The 14,765-nt window shown below is 68.0% G+C and carries 19 protein-coding genes; 10 read left to right on the top strand and 9 right to left on the bottom strand.

Translation table 11 applies throughout. The features are described 5' to 3' along the window. Positions 1 to 24: 24 nt before the first annotated feature. From IM776_RS07665 to pdhA, 3 genes are read right to left on the bottom strand one after another with little or no spacing between them, the layout of a single operon-like run. Positions 25 to 1,419 (bottom strand): dihydrolipoamide acetyltransferase family protein, encoded by a 1,395-nt coding sequence (locus tag IM776_RS07665; protein WP_194422383.1) that lies wholly within the window; start codon positions 1,417 to 1,419, stop codon positions 25 to 27. Further along, complete coding sequence (locus tag IM776_RS07660) at positions 1,416 to 2,426, bottom strand: alpha-ketoacid dehydrogenase subunit beta (protein WP_194422382.1); 1,011 nt, start codon at positions 2,424 to 2,426, stop codon at positions 1,416 to 1,418. The genes IM776_RS07665 and IM776_RS07660 overlap by 4 nt, the downstream gene beginning before the upstream one ends. 1 nt (position 2,427) lies before the next feature. After that, entirely contained in the window at positions 2,428 to 3,540 is a 1,113-nt protein-coding gene (pdhA, locus tag IM776_RS07655) for a pyruvate dehydrogenase (acetyl-transferring) E1 component subunit alpha (RefSeq protein ID WP_194422381.1), read from the bottom strand. A gap of 169 nt (positions 3,541 to 3,709) precedes the next feature. On the opposite strand from pdhA, the gene IM776_RS07650 reads away from it, so the two are divergent. Beyond that, on the top strand, positions 3,710 to 4,183 hold the full coding sequence (locus tag IM776_RS07650) for an Lrp/AsnC family transcriptional regulator (protein ID WP_194422380.1): 474 nt from the start codon (positions 3,710 to 3,712) through the stop codon (positions 4,181 to 4,183). Here IM776_RS07650 and IM776_RS07645 read toward each other — a convergent pair. Beyond that, positions 4,155 to 5,054 (bottom strand): alpha/beta fold hydrolase, encoded by a 900-nt coding sequence (locus IM776_RS07645; protein ID WP_194422379.1) that lies wholly within the window; start codon positions 5,052 to 5,054, stop codon positions 4,155 to 4,157. The two genes, IM776_RS07650 and IM776_RS07645, sit on opposite strands and share 29 nt — an antisense overlap. A gap of 77 nt (positions 5,055 to 5,131) precedes the next feature. On the opposite strand from IM776_RS07645, the gene IM776_RS07640 reads away from it, so the two are divergent. Beyond that, positions 5,132 to 5,857, top strand: coding sequence for a 3'-5' exonuclease (locus IM776_RS07640; protein WP_194422378.1), 726 nt, complete (start codon positions 5,132 to 5,134; stop codon positions 5,855 to 5,857). A 42-nt stretch (positions 5,858 to 5,899) separates the two neighbouring features. Then, positions 5,900 to 6,190: a hypothetical protein gene (locus IM776_RS07635; protein ID WP_194422377.1), complete on the top strand. Its 291-nt coding sequence runs from the start codon at positions 5,900 to 5,902 to the stop codon at positions 6,188 to 6,190. 90 nt (positions 6,191 to 6,280) lie between these two features. Here IM776_RS07635 and IM776_RS07630 read toward each other — a convergent pair whose 3' ends face one another. The 3 genes from IM776_RS07630 to glgA all read right to left on the bottom strand — a co-directional run bounded on the left by IM776_RS07630 (position 6,281) and on the right by glgA (position 8,609). Beyond that, positions 6,281 to 6,535, bottom strand: a complete 255-nt coding sequence (locus tag IM776_RS07630; protein ID WP_147038595.1) for a type B 50S ribosomal protein L31 — start codon at positions 6,533 to 6,535, stop codon at positions 6,281 to 6,283. An 86-nt stretch (positions 6,536 to 6,621) separates the two neighbouring features. Beyond that, on the bottom strand, positions 6,622 to 7,407 hold the full coding sequence (locus IM776_RS07625; RefSeq protein WP_194422376.1) for an ABC transporter ATP-binding protein: 786 nt from the start codon (positions 7,405 to 7,407) through the stop codon (positions 6,622 to 6,624). Between the two features lie 17 nt (positions 7,408 to 7,424). Continuing rightward, entirely contained in the window at positions 7,425 to 8,609 is a 1,185-nt protein-coding gene (glgA, locus tag IM776_RS07620; RefSeq protein ID WP_194422375.1) for a glycogen synthase, read from the bottom strand. 46 nt (positions 8,610 to 8,655) lie between these two features. Between glgA and IM776_RS07615 the strand changes: the two genes are divergently transcribed. The 3 genes from IM776_RS07615 to IM776_RS07605 are packed head-to-tail and all read left to right on the top strand — an operon-like array spanning position 8,656 to position 11,310. Continuing rightward, complete coding sequence (locus tag IM776_RS07615) at positions 8,656 to 9,900, top strand: glucose-1-phosphate adenylyltransferase (RefSeq protein ID WP_194422374.1); 1,245 nt, start codon at positions 8,656 to 8,658, stop codon at positions 9,898 to 9,900. A gap of 37 nt (positions 9,901 to 9,937) precedes the next feature. Further along, positions 9,938 to 10,573, top strand: a complete 636-nt coding sequence (gene serB / locus IM776_RS07610) for a phosphoserine phosphatase SerB (RefSeq protein ID WP_194422373.1) — start codon at positions 9,938 to 9,940, stop codon at positions 10,571 to 10,573. 44 nt (positions 10,574 to 10,617) lie between these two features. Then, positions 10,618 to 11,310, top strand: a complete 693-nt coding sequence (locus IM776_RS07605; RefSeq protein ID WP_194422372.1) for an alpha/beta fold hydrolase — start codon at positions 10,618 to 10,620, stop codon at positions 11,308 to 11,310. Between the two features lies 1 nt (position 11,311). Here IM776_RS07605 and IM776_RS07600 read toward each other — a convergent pair whose 3' ends face one another. After that, complete coding sequence (locus tag IM776_RS07600; protein WP_194422371.1) at positions 11,312 to 12,022, bottom strand: beta-ketoacyl-ACP reductase; 711 nt, start codon at positions 12,020 to 12,022, stop codon at positions 11,312 to 11,314. 134 nt (positions 12,023 to 12,156) lie between these two features. Between IM776_RS07600 and IM776_RS07595 the strand changes: the two genes are divergently transcribed. The 4 genes from IM776_RS07595 to IM776_RS07580 all read left to right on the top strand — a co-directional run bounded on the left by IM776_RS07595 (position 12,157) and on the right by IM776_RS07580 (position 14,069). Further along, on the top strand, positions 12,157 to 12,645 hold the full coding sequence (locus tag IM776_RS07595; protein ID WP_194422370.1) for a DUF4190 domain-containing protein: 489 nt from the start codon (positions 12,157 to 12,159) through the stop codon (positions 12,643 to 12,645). A 61-nt stretch (positions 12,646 to 12,706) separates the two neighbouring features. Then, complete coding sequence (locus IM776_RS07590) at positions 12,707 to 13,060, top strand: DUF3099 domain-containing protein (protein WP_194422369.1); 354 nt, start codon at positions 12,707 to 12,709, stop codon at positions 13,058 to 13,060. Beyond that, the gene (locus IM776_RS07585) at positions 13,057 to 13,248 is read left to right on the top strand and encodes a hypothetical protein (protein WP_194422368.1); all 192 of its coding nucleotides are present in this window, start codon (positions 13,057 to 13,059) and stop codon (positions 13,246 to 13,248) included. Before IM776_RS07590 ends, IM776_RS07585 begins: the two co-directional genes overlap by 4 nt. Then, complete coding sequence (locus IM776_RS07580) at positions 13,245 to 14,069, top strand: SURF1 family cytochrome oxidase biogenesis protein (protein ID WP_194422367.1); 825 nt, start codon at positions 13,245 to 13,247, stop codon at positions 14,067 to 14,069. Before IM776_RS07585 ends, IM776_RS07580 begins: the two co-directional genes overlap by 4 nt. On the opposite strand, the gene trmD is transcribed toward IM776_RS07580, so the two are convergent. Continuing rightward, a complete protein-coding gene (gene trmD, locus IM776_RS07575) occupies positions 14,070 to 14,756 on the bottom strand; it encodes a tRNA (guanosine(37)-N1)-methyltransferase TrmD (protein WP_194422366.1) in 687 nt (228 codons plus the stop codon). Positions 14,757 to 14,765: the final 9 nt, after the last annotated feature.

Genomic DNA, 14,765 nt, shown 5'->3' with positions numbered 1-14,765 from the left:
CGCGTCGGTCCCAGTGGCTGCGGATCAGCCGAGAATCATGGCGCGGCCGGGCTGTTCGAGGATGTCAGCGACGTCCTTCACGAACCTGGCACCCTCTGCGCCGTCCACGATCCTGTGGTCGAAGGACAGGCTGAGCGTCATGACCTGACGCAGCGCGATCTCGCCGTGGTGCTCCCACGGCATCCGCCGCACAGCGCCGACCGCGAGAATGCCCGACTGCCCCGGCGGGAGGATCGGGGTGCCCGCGTCGATGCCGAACACGCCGATGTTCGTGATCGAGAAGGTACCCCCGGCAAGGTCAGCCGGTGAGGTCTTGCCTGACCGTGCCGTCTGCGTGAGTGCGCTGACAGCGTCTGCGAGCTGAGGCAGGTTCATCCCGTCCGCATCGCGGATGTTCGGAACGATCAGGCCGCGATCCGTCGCCGCCGCGATGCCGAGGTCCACGTAGTGCGGCTGTACGATCTCGCCGGCCTCCTCGTCCCAGCGGGAGTTCAGTCCCGGCGTGCGGCCGAGTGCAAGGCATACCGCCTTCGCGACGACCACGAGAGGGCCGATCCTGTGCTCCGACAGCGAGCGATCAGCGCGCAGACTGGCGATGAGATCCATGGTGGCGGTGACATCGACGGTGTGGAACGTCGTGACGTGCGGAGCGGTGAACGCACTCTGAACCATGGCCGCGGCGGTGTGCTTGCGCACTCCGCGGATGGGGATCCGCGTCTCGCGCTCCGACGCATCCCCGAAGGCGCTTGGCTGCGATGCCGCAGGAGCGGGTCTGTCCGTCTGACCGCCGATGCGCTCGGCATAGGCGTCGATATCGTCACGGGTGATCACGCGGTCGCCGACCTCCGCGGCGACGAGGACGAGGTCGACTCCCAGGCGCTTCGCGTAGGCGCGCACCGGTGGAGTGGAGCGCGGGCGGTCTCCGATGCGAGGGGATGCCGGGGCATCAGGAAGAACGTCATGGGGGGCGGCCTCGAGCACTGCGGTGTCGGTCGGCGTCGACGCGGCTGCGGCTCTCCGGGCGCGCCGGGCCGGACGAGCCTTGCTCGAGGGCGCAGCTCCATAACCGACGAGGTTCGGCGGCGTCTTCTCGCCGGCATCGGATGCGTCGCCCGTGTTCGCGGCAGTCGCGGCATCCGCCGGTTCGGCGCCCGCCTGCGCGGCGTCGGCGGTCTCAGCACCGGCCACGTCGAAGGCGATCAGCGGCGCGCCGACCTCGACAGTGTCCCCCGCCTCGGCGTGCAGCGTCGTGACCGTGCCGTCGTACGGTGACGGCAGCTCGACGACCGCCTTGGCTGTCTCGACCTCGGCGAGCGTCTGGTTCAGGGCGACCGTGTCACCGGGGGCCACGAGCCACTGCACGACCTCGGCGTCGGTCAGCCCCTCGCCGAGGTCCGGAAGGCGGAACTCCTGGATCATGATTCAGCTCCCGTCAGGCTGTTCGGGCGATCGAGCACGCGGTCGACAGCATCGAGGATCCGATCCAGATCGGGGAGATGGAACTTCTCCAGCTTGGCGGGAGGATACGGCACGTCGTGCCCGGTGACCCGCACGGGCGCCGCCTCCAGGTACTCGAAACAGCGCTCGGTGATGCTGGCGATGACCTCTGCAGCGACGCCGGCCTCGCGCGAGGCTTCGTGCGCGACCACGACACGGCCGGTGCGTCGCACCGCCGCCGCGATCGTGTCGTAGTCGATCGGCGATAGGGAGCGCAGGTCGATGACTTCGAGCGACAGCCCCTCGTCCTCGGCGGCGGATGCGGCATCCAGGACCGTCGAGACCATCGCGCCGTACGTCAGGATCGTCGCGTCGGTGCCCTGCCGGACGACGTGCGCGAGCCCCATCGGCGGGGCGTCCGCGAGCGAGGCGTCCAGGTCGACCTCGCCCTTGTGGTGGTAGAGCCGCTTGGGCTCGAAGAAGATCACCGGGTCGTCGGAGGCGATCGCCTGTTGCAGGCAGCGGTACGCATCCTGCGGGTTCGACACGGCGATCACGCGCAGACCGGCGGTGTGCACGAAATAGGCCTCGGGCGATTCGGAGTGGTGCTCCGCCGCGCCGATGCCGCCCGCCCATGGGATGCGGATCGTGATCGGCATCTTCACCCGGCCCTGTGTCCGGTAGTGCAGCTTCGCGACCTGTGAGACGATCTGGTCGAACGCGGGGTAGACGAAGCCGTCGAACTGGATCTCCACGACCGGCCGGTAGCCGCGATACGCGAGACCGACTGCGGTCCCGACGATGCCGGACTCGGCGAGCGGCGTGTCGATCACGCGGGCCGCGCCGAACTCGTCGAGCAGCCCGTCGGTGATCCGGAAGACACCACCGAGCTTGCCGATGTCCTCGCCCATGATGACGACCTTGTCGTCGTCGTGCATGGCCTTGTGAAGGCCGGCGTTGAGGGCCTTGCCGAGCGTGAGCTGGGTCATCTCAGGCCTCCTCGAAGGTGGCGAGGTACGCGGCGTACTCGTCGCGCTGCCGGTCGATGCCGCAGTGCGGCTCGGCATACACCCCGTCGAACACAGCCAGCGGCTCGCGCGTGACCATGCCGAGGCATTCGGCGCGCATCTCGCGCGCCATCTTGTCGGCATCGGCATGGGTAGCAGCGATCTGCTCGTTGTCGATCTCGCCGAGACCGCGCAGGTACGACTCGACGCGCGCAATCGGGTCACGGGTCTTCCACGACTCGAGCTCGGCCGGGTCGCGGTATCGCGTGGGGTCGTCCGACGTCGTATGGGGTCCCATCCGATATGTCACCGCCTCGATGAAGGCGGGGCCCTTGCCGTCGCGAGCGTGCGCAAGCGCCCAGCGCATCGCCGCCATGCACGCGAGCACGTCGTTGCCGTCGACCCGTATGCTCGGGATGCCGAAGCCGGGGGCGCGGCCCGAGATCGGGTACTGCGACTGCAGAGCGACCGGCTCGGAGATCGCCCAGTGGTTGTTCTGGCAGACGAACACGACCGGTGCCTGGTACGAGGCTGCGAAAACCATCGCCTCGTTGACGTCGCCCTGGCTCGTCGCGCCGTCGCCGAAGTAGGTCACGGCTACCTCAGGAGCCTTCTCTTGCTTGATGCCCATCGCGTAACCGACAGCATGCAACGTCTGGGCCCCGATGATGATCTGGAGCGGGGCCACTCGCATCTGCATGGGGTCGTACGGCGCACCCTCCTCACCGCGCCAGACGCGCACGAAGTCGCCTGGCTGGGCACCGCGGGCGTAGATGACCCCGGTCTCGCGATAGCTCGGGAACACGAAGTCGATCGGGTCCAACGCGCGGGCCGTCCCGATCTGGGAGGCCTCCTGGCCGTTGCACGGCGCCCAGAGACCGAGCTGACCCTGACGCTGCAGGGCGACGCCCTCGGCGTCGATGCGACGAAGGATGACCATGTCGCGGTGCAGCGCACGCAGCTGTGCGGGATCGACATCGGACACGAACGCGTCGAGTTCGGGATTGCTCAGCCGGGTCCCGTCCGGAGCGATCAGCCGCTCTGCGAGTTCGAGATCCTGCGTTGTGTCTGCGATCGGAGTGGTCTGCGGTGACATCTTCGTCCTCCTGTCGTGTGGGTCCCTTGTGGGGACGTGCACGCCTTGTACCGACGTCTTCATCGGGTACTTCGAGGGTACGTCCGCTGATCAGCACGCTCAAGCATCCGCGCCATACTTGAGCATGTTGCCCAATTCCCGGCATCGCGACCTGCTATCGTTTGGCACTATGTCCACGCTTGATCGTGTAGATCTCGAACTGCTGAGTGCGCTGTCCGAGGACCCGCGCATGACCGTCGTCGCGCTCGCCGAACGCCTCGGTCTTTCGCGCAACACCATCCAGGCCCGAATGGCCCGGCTGGAGCAGACCGGCGTCTTCCTGTCCTACGAGCGATCGTTCTCACCGGAGGTGCTTGGGTTCCCCCTTCAGGCCTTCATCAACATCGGTCTGCGGCAGACTGAGCTTCCCCGGATCACGGCAGAGCTCGCGCGCATCCCCGAGGTGCTGCAGGTACACGGCCTGAGCGGATCGATCGATCTGCTGGCCCGCGTGGCCTGCCGCGATGCCCGGCACCTGTTCGACACGGATGCCCGCATCCTGTCGATCGAGGGGGTCGAGCGCACCGAGACGTCGCTGGCGATGGGCGAGGTCATCCCCTACCGCGTCGCCGGACTCATCGGTCTCGCGCGACGGGAACCCTGAGGAAGCGGCGGATAGCACCGGCTGCCTCCGCAGGCGTCTCGTAGTGGATGAGATGGCCGACGTCCGCGATCTCGACGAGTTCCGCATCCGCGAACAGCGTCGCCAGGTGCCGCTCGGCCTCGATCGGGGTGATGTCGTCTTGCTGGGCGGCGACCAGGAGCACGGGCACGTCGATGTCGGCAGCGAACGCCCGGACGTCGTGTGAGACGCTCGCCACGAACGCGTCACGCAGCGCGTCGCGGTCGGCGAAGTCGGAGAAGTACGTGTCGTGCTGATCGTGGATGAAACGGCGGAGGTCAGGGTCCTTCGTCTTCGCCATCACGATGCTCATCCCCCGCACGATCAGGCGGTTGCGCAACAGCGCCGTGCCTATGACGGCCGGGAGCCTCGCTCCGAGCGCGTAGTAGAGCACGGCGAGCTTGGTCAGGACGCCCTTCGGCCCCTCCAGCGCCGGCGCGCCGATGGGGTTGATGAGGATCAGTCGTGGCGTCTCCAGGCCCCCTGCGACGGCGGCGGAGACGACGATCGAGCCGAAGGAATGACCGAGGATGATCGCACCGGGGGCGACGGCGGCTGCGAACTCGCGCAGCCATTGCGCGTACTCGTCGAGATCATGGGTGCGCCCGGGCAGCGGTGCACTCTCACCGAACCCCGGCAGATCGGGGCCGATGACCCTGACCTCGGGGAGGTAGGCGAGAACGGGTTCGAGACCGTGGTGCTCGCCGCGGAAGCCGTGCACGGCGATGATCGTCATCGCGGCGGTTTCCGGCCCGTAGACCCAGTAGGCGGTGCGACCACCGCGTACGTCGACCTCGCGTCGTTCGATCGGGATGCGGCTGAGCCGATCGGCATAGGGCGAGGGCACGGGCATGGAATCAGTCTACGGGCGTGCCTGCGGCGCGATGTCCGAGGTCGTCCCTAGCGTGGGGCGTGACATAGGAGAATCTCATGGCACTCGATCTCGACCTCCCGACCTGGCTCGGCCGCATCGGCGTCTTCGACCTGGAGACGACCGGCGTCGATGTCACGGCCGACCGCATCGTCACAGCGCACGTCGGCGTGCTCGACGCGAAGGGGCGTGAGATCGCCGCCCGTTCCTGGCTCGCCGACCCGGGCGTGCCCATCCCCGACGGCGCCGCGGCGGTGCACGGCATCACGACCGAGCAGGCGCGAGCACACGGCAGGCCCGCCCACGAGGTCGTCGCCGAGGTCGCGGATTCGCTGCGATCGCTGTTCGCGCAGGGTCTTCCCGTCGTCGCGTACAACGCCGCCTACGATTTCTCGCTTCTCACTCACGAGTGCGTCCGCCATGGCTTCCCTGTCCTCGAGGCACCGGGACCGATCATCGATCCGCTGGTGATCGACAAGGCCGTCGACCGCTACAGGAAGGGCAAGCGCACTCTGGAGGTCGTCGCACAGCACTACGGAGTCCCGCTCGACGGCGCGCACGAGGCGTCGGCGGATGCGATCGCCGCGGGGCGCGTCGCCCAGGCGATCGCGCGGAGCTTTCCGCTCGCGGGCTCTGCGCACGAGCTCCACACGCAGCAGATCGGCTGGGCGCGTACCCAGGCCGAGAGTCTCACCGAGTACTTCATCCGGATCGGGCGCATCGAGCCTGAAGACGCCCTCGACGGCACGTGGCCCGTGCGGGACAGAACTTCGGGATCGATCTGAGGGCGGATGCCTACGCGGTACCGGCGGTTCTAAGCTTGGCTCATGAGTGACATCGTGGGCTGGGCGACGATCGGGATCGTGTTCGCGACGATCCCGATCCTGCTCGTGATCGGCCTGCGTCACTCGCTCTCCCGAAGACCGGTCGAGGAGAAGTACCGCGACGCGATGAGCGGCGGCCTCGCTGGCGCCTTCGATGCGGTGTGGTCGCCGACCGCGCACGACGCGAATCAGGATCGCGATCGCCAACAGCGTGCCTCGATCCCGGCGCCGACGCCCGACAGGGACCCCGGTCGCATGGGTGACGACGGTCGGATCACGATCGAGATCGACTGATCCCGCTACGGTGAGACCGCTCGGATACGCGGACCGTCGGAGATACGAAGAAGGCCCCGCCGGAGCGGAGCCTTCTTTCGAACCGGAAGCTTACTTGCTGCCGCCGAAGCCCTTGAAGCGCTGGTTGAACTTCTCGACGCGACCGGCCGAGTCCATGATGCGCTGCTTGCCCGTGTAGAACGGGTGCGAGGCCGAGGAGATCTCGACGTCGATGACCGGGTACTCCACGCCGTCCAGCTCGATGGTCTTGTCGCTGGTGACCGTGGAACGGGTCAGGAAGGTCTCGCCCGAGCCGAGGTCGCGGAATACGACGTTCTTGTAGTCGGGGTGAATGTCAGTCTTCATTGCTGATTCCTTGGCTTACTGGTGCGAATAGAGGAAAAGTCGAAGGGCGCGAGTGCACCAAGGATCGATTCTAGCAGATCCTCGGATCAGGCCGATGCGCGGGCCGCGTATCGGCCGTCCTCCGCCGACAGGGAGATCGGCATGCCGAACGCTTCGGTGAGAGCATCCGCCGTCAGCGTCTGCTCGATGGGACCTGCCGAGACGACCTCTCCATCGCGCAGCAGCAGCACGTGCGTAAAGCCCACGGGGATCTCCTCGACGTGATGCGTGACCATCACCATGGCCGGCGTCGTCGGCGAAGATGCGTAGCCGCTGAGCAGTCCCAGCAGCTCTTCACGTGCTCCGAGGTCCAGCGATGCGGTCGGCTCGTCGAGCAGCAGGAGCTCGGGGTCGGTCATCACCGCGCGCGCGATCTGCACACGCTTCTGCTCGCCGTCGCTGAGTGTGCCGAACGTGCGATCGGCGAGGTGATCGAGCTTCCACTCCCCCAGGACGCGCAGCGCGCGGCGCTCGTCGATGTTCTCGTACAGTTCGTTCCACCGGCCGGTGACCGAGTACGCCGCGGTCAGGACGACGTTGAGCACTGTCTCCTCGCGCGGGATGCGCTTGGCCATCGCCGAGGACGCGAAGCCGATCCGCGGTCGGATCTCGAAGACGTCGGTGCGGCCGAGCGTCTCGCCGAGGATCGTCACGGTCCCGGATGTCGGGTGCATGAGCGTGTCCGCCAGCTGCAGCAGCGTGGTCTTGCCCGCGCCGTTCGGCCCGAGCACCACCCATCGCTGGTCGTCTGCGACCTGCCAGGTCACATGATCGACGATGTTGCGCCCGTCACGGCGCACGACGACATCGGTGAAATCAAGAGCGCTCGGCATGCCCCCAGCCTATCGGCTCAGTCCGTCAGCTCCGCGTAGAGCGCGCGCGTGGTGTCGGCGATCGCGGCCCAGCTGAACTCCCTCGTCGCGCGTTCCCGGCCTGCGCGGCCGTACGCGGCGGCGCGCTGCGGATCCGCGACCACCTCCGTCAGCACGCGAGCGAGATCGGCGACGAATCCGTCGGGGTCGATCGGCGTTCCTGTGCCGTCGTGCGCCTGTTCGATCGGCACGAGGCGGCCGGTGATGCCGTCATCGACGACCTCCGGGATGCCGCCTGTGGCAGTGCCGACGACCGCCACTCCGCACGCCATCGCCTCGAGGTTCACGATGCCGAGGGGCTCGTAGACGGACGGGCACACGAAGGTCGTCGCTGCGGTGAGGATCGCACTGAGCTCGTCGCGCGGCAGCATCCGCTCGATCCAGATCACGCCGTCTCTCGAGCGCTGCAGGCGGCGAACCCCCTCCTGCACCTCGGTCATGATCTCCGGGGTGTCGGGGGCGCCGGCGCACAGGATCAATTGCACTTCGGGCGGCAGCAGCTCCGCCGCCCGCAGCAGGTACGGCAGCCCCTTCTGGCGAGTGATGCGGCCGACGAACACCACAGACGGGCGCGAGGGATCCATGCCGATCTCGGAGAGGAACGCGTCGTTCTCGACCGGCCGCCAGCGTTCGACGTCGATGCCGTTGTGGATCACGCGCACCCGCGCAGGGTCGACCTGCGGGTAGCTGCGGAGGATGTCCGCGCGCATGCCCGCCGACACCGCGATGATCGCCGCCGCGTTCTCATAGGCGAGCTTCTCGATGCCGCTCGAGACGACGTACCCGCCGCCGAGCTGCTCGGCCTTCCACGGGCGCAGCGGTTCGAGGCTGTGCGCCGTGAGGACATGCGGGATACCGTGCAGCTGCGAGGCGATGTGACCGGCGAAGTTCGCGTACCAGGTGTGGCTGTGCACGAGGTCGGCGCCGGCGACGTCCGCCACCATCACGAGGTCGGTGCCGAGCGTCTGAACGGCGGCGTTCGCGCCCTCCAATTCGACCGGCGATCGGTACGACTGCGTGCCTGGCTCGGCGCGCTCGGAACCGAAGGCACGGACCCGCACATCGATCGATGACCGGAGCGCCGAGACCAGTTCAGCGACGTGCACTCCGGCCCCGCCGTAGATCTCCGGCGGGTACTCCTTGGTGATCATGTCGACGCGCATGCTTGAACGCTAGTACAGCGACGTGTTCGGGTTCTATGGTGGAGCCATGGCAGCCCCAAAGAAGGTCTTCGGCATCATTCTCGCCGGTGGAGAGGGCAAGCGACTCATGCCTCTCACGGCTGATCGGGCGAAGCCGGCCGTACCGTTCGGCGGGCAGTACCGGCTGATCGATTTCGCCGTCTCCAACCTGATCAACTCGGGACTCCGGCAGATCGTGGTGCTCACCCAGTACAAGTCGCACAGCCTTGATCGGCACATCACCCAGACGTGGCGCATGTCGTCGTTGCTGGACTCGTACATCACCTCGGTGCCGGCGCAGCAGCGTCTGGGCAAGCGCTGGTTCTCGGGGTCAGCGGACGCCATCCTGCAGAGCCTGAACCTCATCAACGACGAGAAGCCGGACATCGTGGCCGTCATCGGCGCCGACCACGTCTACCGGATGGACTTCCAGCAGATGATCGAAGCGCACATCGAATCGGGCGCCAGGGCGACGGTCGCCGGCATCCGCCAGCCGCTGGCGCTCGCGAACCAGTTCGGTGTGATCGACGCCGATCCCGACGGGTCCGGCCTCATCCGCGCGTTCCTGGAGAAGCCGACGGACGCCACGGGGCTCGCCGACTCGCCGCACGAGGTGCTCGCGTCGATGGGGAACTACATCTTCGACGCGGATGCGCTCATCGAAGCGGTGGAAGCGGACGGCGAGGTCGCGACGTCGAGTCACGACATGGGCGGCGACATCATCCCGTACTTCGTCGACCGCGGCGAGGCGGGCTACTACGACATGAAGAACAACGACGTGCCGGGCTCGTCGCCGCGGGACCGTGCCTACTGGCGGGACGTCGGAACGATCGACTCGTTCTTCGACGCGCACATGGACCTCATCGCAACCCTCCCGGTGTTCAACCTGTACAACACGCTCTGGCCGATCCGCACGCAGAGCGTGAACGCCCCTCCCGCGAAGTTCGTGCGCGACGCGGTCGGGCGCATCGGCAACGCGATCGACTCCATCGTCTCTCCCGGCTCGGTGCTCTCCGGCACTCACCTCGAGCGCAGCGTGATCGGGCCCGGCACCCTGGCTGCGGGAGGATCGACCATCACGGACTCGGTGGTCTTCGACAGCGTGGTCGTCGGGCAGGGGGCGCGCGTGCACCGGGCGGTGCTCGACAAGAACGTGGTGATGCTCGACGGCGCGACCGTGGGCGTCGACCGGGAGCGGGATCTGGAACGCGGCTTCACCGTGACCGAATCCGGGATCACCGTCGTCGGCAAGGGCGAGCTCATCGAGCGGTGAACGGGCCGGCCGTCGATCGGGCGCTACGCTCGATCGCGTGACTGCTGCGCGCTTCCTCGTCGTCCTCGATGCCGATTCCACCCTGATCCGCGACGAGGTGATCGAGCTTCTCGCAGATGAAGCCGGACGGCGCGCGGAGGTGCAGGCGGCCACCGAGGCGGCGATGCGCGGTGAGGTCGACTTCGCGAGCAGTCTGCGCTCACGGGTGCAGGAGCTCACCGGGGTTCCCACGGACGCGTTCGAGCGCGTCAGGAGCCGGATCCAGCCCACCCCCGGCGTGCGCGAGCTCACCGCCGCTGTTCACGACCGCGGCGGAATCGTGGGAGTCGTCTCCGGCGGGTTTCACGAGATCCTCGACCACATCGCCCCCGGGCTCGGCGTCGATCGCTGGCGGGCGAATCGACTGACCGTCGACGACGGCACGCTCTCCGGAGTCGTCGACGGCGAGATCGTGGATGCCGCGGTCAAGGCCGCATCGCTGCGCGAGTGGGCGCGCGAGCTGCAGGTGCCGCTGCACGCCACCATCGCGATCGGCGATGGCGCCAATGACCTCGAGATGATGGCGACTGCCGGCCTCGGCCTGGCCTTCAACGCCAAGCCGATGGTCCGCCGGTCGGCGAATCTCGTCATCGGCCCGCGGGACCTCCGCGCGGTCATCCCTCTGCTGCCCTGATCGCTGCTCTGGCGGATGTCCGAGGCCGCGCGTAGCGTCGCGGTATGGACATCATTCTCGTACCCGGCCTCTGGCTCGAAGCATCCTCGTGGGACGACGTCGTGCCCGCGCTCGTGGCTGCCGGCCATCGTCCGCTTCCCTTGACCCTCCCGGGCGTCGGCGAACCCGCCGAGCGATCGGCCAATGTCGGCATGTCCGACTGGGTCGCCGCCGTCGTCGAGAAGATCGACGCCGCGGACGGCCCGGTCGTGCTCGTCGGCCACAGCGGCGGAGGCAATGTCGTCTGGGGCGCGGCAGACGCGCGCCCCGACCAGGTCGCACGGGTCGTCTTCGTCGACACGGTGCCGCCGCCGCCGGAATCAGGCATCTCCTCGTTCGCGCCGGTCGACGGCGTCGTGCCCTTCCCGGGATGGGACTTCTTCCCCGATGAAGACGTCTCCGACCTCGATGCGCAGACCCGCGCGCGCACGCTCCCGCTGACGCGATCGGTGCCGGCGCGCGTGCCCTCCGACCCCGTGCCGCTGTCGGGCGAGCGGCATCGCGTGCCGGTGACCATGCTGATGGGCCGAATGGATCGGCATCAGCTGGAGGCCGAGCTCGACCAGTGGGGCGCGTACGCCGAGGAGTACCGTGCGATCGGCGACGTGACCGTTGAGAAGATCGGCTCCGGACACTGGCCGCAGTTCTCCCAGCCCGGGCGGCTCGCCGCGCTGATCGCCGAGTCAGTGAGTCAGTGAGTCAGTGCCCCATGCCGAGGCCGCCGTCGACCGGGATCACGGCGCCTGAGATGTAGGCGGCGTCGTCGCCGGCGAGCCAGGTGACGACGCCGGCGACCTCGTCCGGTGTAGCGAAGCGCGCCGCCGGGATGCTGGCCTTGTACTGCTTCTGGGTCTCCTCAGGCAGTTCGGCGGTCATATCCGTGTCGATGAAACCGGGGGCCACCACGTTGGCGGTGATCCCGCGCGCGCCGAGCTCGCGCGTGAGCGAGCGGGCGAAACCGACCAGCGCGCTCTTGGAGGCGGAGTAGTTCACCTGCCCGGCCGAGCCGTAGAGGCCGACGACGCTGGAGATCAGGATGACGCGTCCGAAGCGCGCACGCAGCATCCCCTTCGAGGCTCGCTTGACGACGCGGAACGCCCCGCCCAGGTTGGTGGCCACCACGCTGTCGAAGTCATCTTCGCTCATGCGCATCAACAGCGTGTCCTTGGTGATGCCGGCGTTCGCGACGACGACTTCGACGGGCCCGAGAGTGTTCTCGACCTCGGTGAAGGCCGCGTCGATGGCGGCGGCATCCGTCACGTCGGCCCGCACGGTGAGCGTGCCTTCGGGGCCCTCACCGCTGCGGGCGGTGACGGCGACGCGATAACCGTCGCGCACGAAGCGCTCCGCGATCGCACGACCGATGCCGCGATTGCCGCCGGTGACGAGGACGACGCGTTCTGTACTCATGATTCTCACTCCCACGGGGCCGATCGGTCGGTGCGGACCGGCCGGAAGCCATCCTATCGGGGTGGTCGCACGTGCCCCGGAGTCGGATTCACGCCATGATGGAGACGACACCCGAGCCTGATGAAGGGATCGCGATGAGCGACGACAACACGACCCCCGGCGAGCACCCCACCTTTCCGCCGGTGCCGCCCGCGAATCCCGCTGCCGCACCTCAGGCGTATCCTGGTGCGCCGGCCGCGCCGCAGCAGTATCAGGCACAGCAGTACCCTGCCCCGCAGCATCAGGGACAGCAGTACGCGGCACCGCAGTACCCTGCGCAGCCATACGCGCCTGCGCGACCCACCAGCGGCCTCGCGGTCACATCGCTCATCACCGGCATCGCCGGCATCGTGTTCAGCTGGACGTTCGTCGCGCTGCTCGCCTCCATCGCGGCCGTGGTCACCGGGCACATGGCCCTGAAGCAGACGCGCAGCAACTCCGCGGTCGCCGGGCGCGGAATGGCCATCGCCGGGCTGATCACGGGGTACGCCGGTGTCGCGATCATCGCACTCCTGATCGTCATCGGGATCTTCTCGTTCCTGTTCCTCGGCTCCCTCCCCTTCCTGCTCTACGGCGTCAGCTGAGGCGGTCTCCGACGCTGGACAGGTCTCCAGGAGCGCTCGCGCGGCGTAGGCTGGAAGCATTGTGAAGCACTCGCACGCCGCCGCCGTCACGTCTCTGCCGCAAGCGCCGCGGGACGAGGCCTCGGCGCGCGTGCGCAACTACTGGATCACCATGGGAATCCGCATGGCCTGCTTCGCGCTCACGGTGCTGGTGACCCCGTACGGCTGGTACACCTGGGTGTTCGCGATCGCCGCCGCGATCCTGCCGTACATCGCGGTGGTCTTCGCGAACGCTGTCAGCCCGACGGCAACCCCTCCCGCGGAATCGCCGGTCCAGCAGCTCACGACATCGACGCCGGCCGCCGCTCCTGCCGAAGCGGATCCCACGGTCATCACGATCCAGGAGCGTCAGACACCAGAGGACCACGAGAAGTGACGCACGAATGCTCACGCGCCGGCTGCCGGCGCGATGCCACCCAGCACATCGTGTGGCGCAATCCCCGCATCCACAGCGCAGACCGCGAGAAGATCTGGCTGGCGTGCGACGAGCACATGAGCTTCCTGCGCGACTATCTCGCCGCCCGCGACTTCCCCGTGACCGTCCGGGAGGGACTCCCGGCATGAGCAATCGCTTCGTGCGGTGGGGCGTGTACCTCCTCATCGCGATCGGCTTCGCGGTCGCGTGCGTCTTCCTCTCGAACTGGCAGTTCGAGAGGAACGAGAGCAGGGCCGCAGACATCGCGCTGGTCGAGCAGAACTACGACGCCGACCCAGTACCGCTCGGCGACCTGATCGAAGCAGACGGTGAGCTGGATGCCGCTGACGAATGGCATCCGGTGACTCTGCACGGCCACTATCTCTCCGGTGAGCAGGTGCTGGTGCGCAACCGTCCGCACGGCGGCACGAGCGCGTTCGAGGTGCTCGTACCGTTCCGCGACGACGACGGGCGTGTCTTCATCGTCGATCGCGGCTGGGTTCCGCCCGGCGAGGGTCCCGAACCGGATGCCGTTCCTGCACCGCCGTCCGGTACGGTCGAGGTCATCGTGCGCCTGCGCCCCGGCGAGCAGCTGCCCAGCTCGGGCCGCAGCGCACCGGAGGGCCAGGTCCCCACGATCCATCTGCCGACCATCGCCGACGATCTGGACGGGGTCGTCGTCGTCAGCGCCTATGGCCGGCTCGTCGAGGAGGTGCCGGCCCCCGAGACGGCGCTCGGATCATTCGACTCCCCCACGGACGATCCGGGACCGCACCTGTCCTACGCGATCCAGTGGATCCTGTTCGGTGTGATGGGCTTCATCTTCATCTTCTACATGATCCGGACCGAGGTGCAGAAGCATCGTGAAGAGGCGGAGGGCCGTCCGGCGCCCGTGAAGCGGCCGCGTCGGCGCGATCGGGATGCCGACGCCGAGGATGAGCTGCTCGACGAGGTCGAGACCCCGGTCTGATCAGTCGCCGAGAAGGTCGGGACGCCGCACCCTGGTGCGTTCGACCTGCTGGTCCCGGCGCCACGCGGCGATCGCGCCGTGGTTGCCGCTGAGCAGGATCTCCGGAACGGCGCGGTCGCGCCAGGCGGACGGCTTCGTGTATGACGGGTACTCCAGGAGGCCGTCCTCGTGCGATTCCTCGACGAGGCTCTCCGGATTGCCGACCACTCCGGGGATCAGGCGTCCGACCGCCTCGATCATCGCCATTGCGGCGACCTCGCCACCGTTGAGCACGTAGTCGCCGAGGCTGACCAGGCGCACCTCTCCGAGCGTCGCGGCGTACTCGAACACGCGCTCATCGATGCCCTCATAGCGGCCGCAGCCGATGATCAGATGCTCGCGCTGCGCGAGGTCGCGTGCCGTCGCCTGGCGGAATACCTCACCGGCGGGCGAGGGGAAGATGATGGTCGGCTCCGATGATGAGGCCGCGAGCTCGTCGAGAGCCAAGCCCCACGGCTCCGGCTTCATGACCATGCCCGCTCCCCCGCCGTACGGGGTGTCGTCGACGGTGCGATGCCGGTCGCTCGTCCAATCCCGGAGGTCGTGGACGTGCAGGTCCAGGATGCCGGATTCGCGAGCCTTGCCGAGCAGGGACAGCGCAAGACCGTCGAAGTACGACGGGAAGATCGAGACGACGTCTATCCTCATGCGCTGATC

Source organism: Microbacterium abyssi (assembly GCF_015277895.1).
GTDB classification, from domain to species: domain Bacteria; phylum Actinomycetota; class Actinomycetes; order Actinomycetales; family Microbacteriaceae; genus Microbacterium; species Microbacterium abyssi.
Note: the sequence above shows the minus strand (reverse complement) of the source record. Positions and strands in the feature narration are given on the sequence as shown.

Bases quoted from the DNA above. Each gene is read 5' to 3' on its own strand.
- IM776_RS07635 (WP_194422377.1), top strand. From the start codon at position 5,900: ATGAGTGACATCGTGGGCTGGGCGACGATCGGGATCGTGTTCGCGACG.
- IM776_RS07625 (WP_194422376.1), bottom strand. From the start codon at position 7,407: ATGCCGAGCGCTCTTGATTTCACCGATGTCGTCGTGCGCCGTGACGGG.
- IM776_RS07665 (WP_194422383.1), bottom strand. From the start codon at position 1,419: ATGATCCAGGAGTTCCGCCTTCCGGACCTCGGCGAGGGGCTGACCGAC.
- IM776_RS07660 (WP_194422382.1), bottom strand. From the start codon at position 2,426: ATGACCCAGCTCACGCTCGGCAAGGCCCTCAACGCCGGCCTTCACAAG.
- trmD (WP_194422366.1), bottom strand. From the start codon at position 14,756: ATGAGGATAGACGTCGTCTCGATCTTCCCGTCGTACTTCGACGGTCTT.
- pdhA (WP_194422381.1), bottom strand. From the start codon at position 3,540: ATGTCACCGCAGACCACTCCGATCGCAGACACAACGCAGGATCTCGAA.
- IM776_RS07580 (WP_194422367.1), top strand. From the start codon at position 13,245: ATGAGCAATCGCTTCGTGCGGTGGGGCGTGTACCTCCTCATCGCGATC.
- IM776_RS07595 (WP_194422370.1), top strand. From the start codon at position 12,157: ATGAGCGACGACAACACGACCCCCGGCGAGCACCCCACCTTTCCGCCG.
- IM776_RS07640 (WP_194422378.1), top strand. From the start codon at position 5,132: ATGGCACTCGATCTCGACCTCCCGACCTGGCTCGGCCGCATCGGCGTC.
- glgA (WP_194422375.1), bottom strand. From the start codon at position 8,609: ATGCGCGTCGACATGATCACCAAGGAGTACCCGCCGGAGATCTACGGC.
- IM776_RS07630 (WP_147038595.1), bottom strand. From the start codon at position 6,535: ATGAAGACTGACATTCACCCCGACTACAAGAACGTCGTATTCCGCGAC.
- IM776_RS07605 (WP_194422372.1), top strand. From the start codon at position 10,618: ATGGACATCATTCTCGTACCCGGCCTCTGGCTCGAAGCATCCTCGTGG.
- IM776_RS07650 (WP_194422380.1), top strand. From the start codon at position 3,710: ATGTCCACGCTTGATCGTGTAGATCTCGAACTGCTGAGTGCGCTGTCC.
- IM776_RS07600 (WP_194422371.1), bottom strand. From the start codon at position 12,022: ATGAGTACAGAACGCGTCGTCCTCGTCACCGGCGGCAATCGCGGCATC.
- IM776_RS07645 (WP_194422379.1), bottom strand. From the start codon at position 5,054: ATGCCCGTGCCCTCGCCCTATGCCGATCGGCTCAGCCGCATCCCGATC.
- IM776_RS07615 (WP_194422374.1), top strand. From the start codon at position 8,656: ATGGCAGCCCCAAAGAAGGTCTTCGGCATCATTCTCGCCGGTGGAGAG.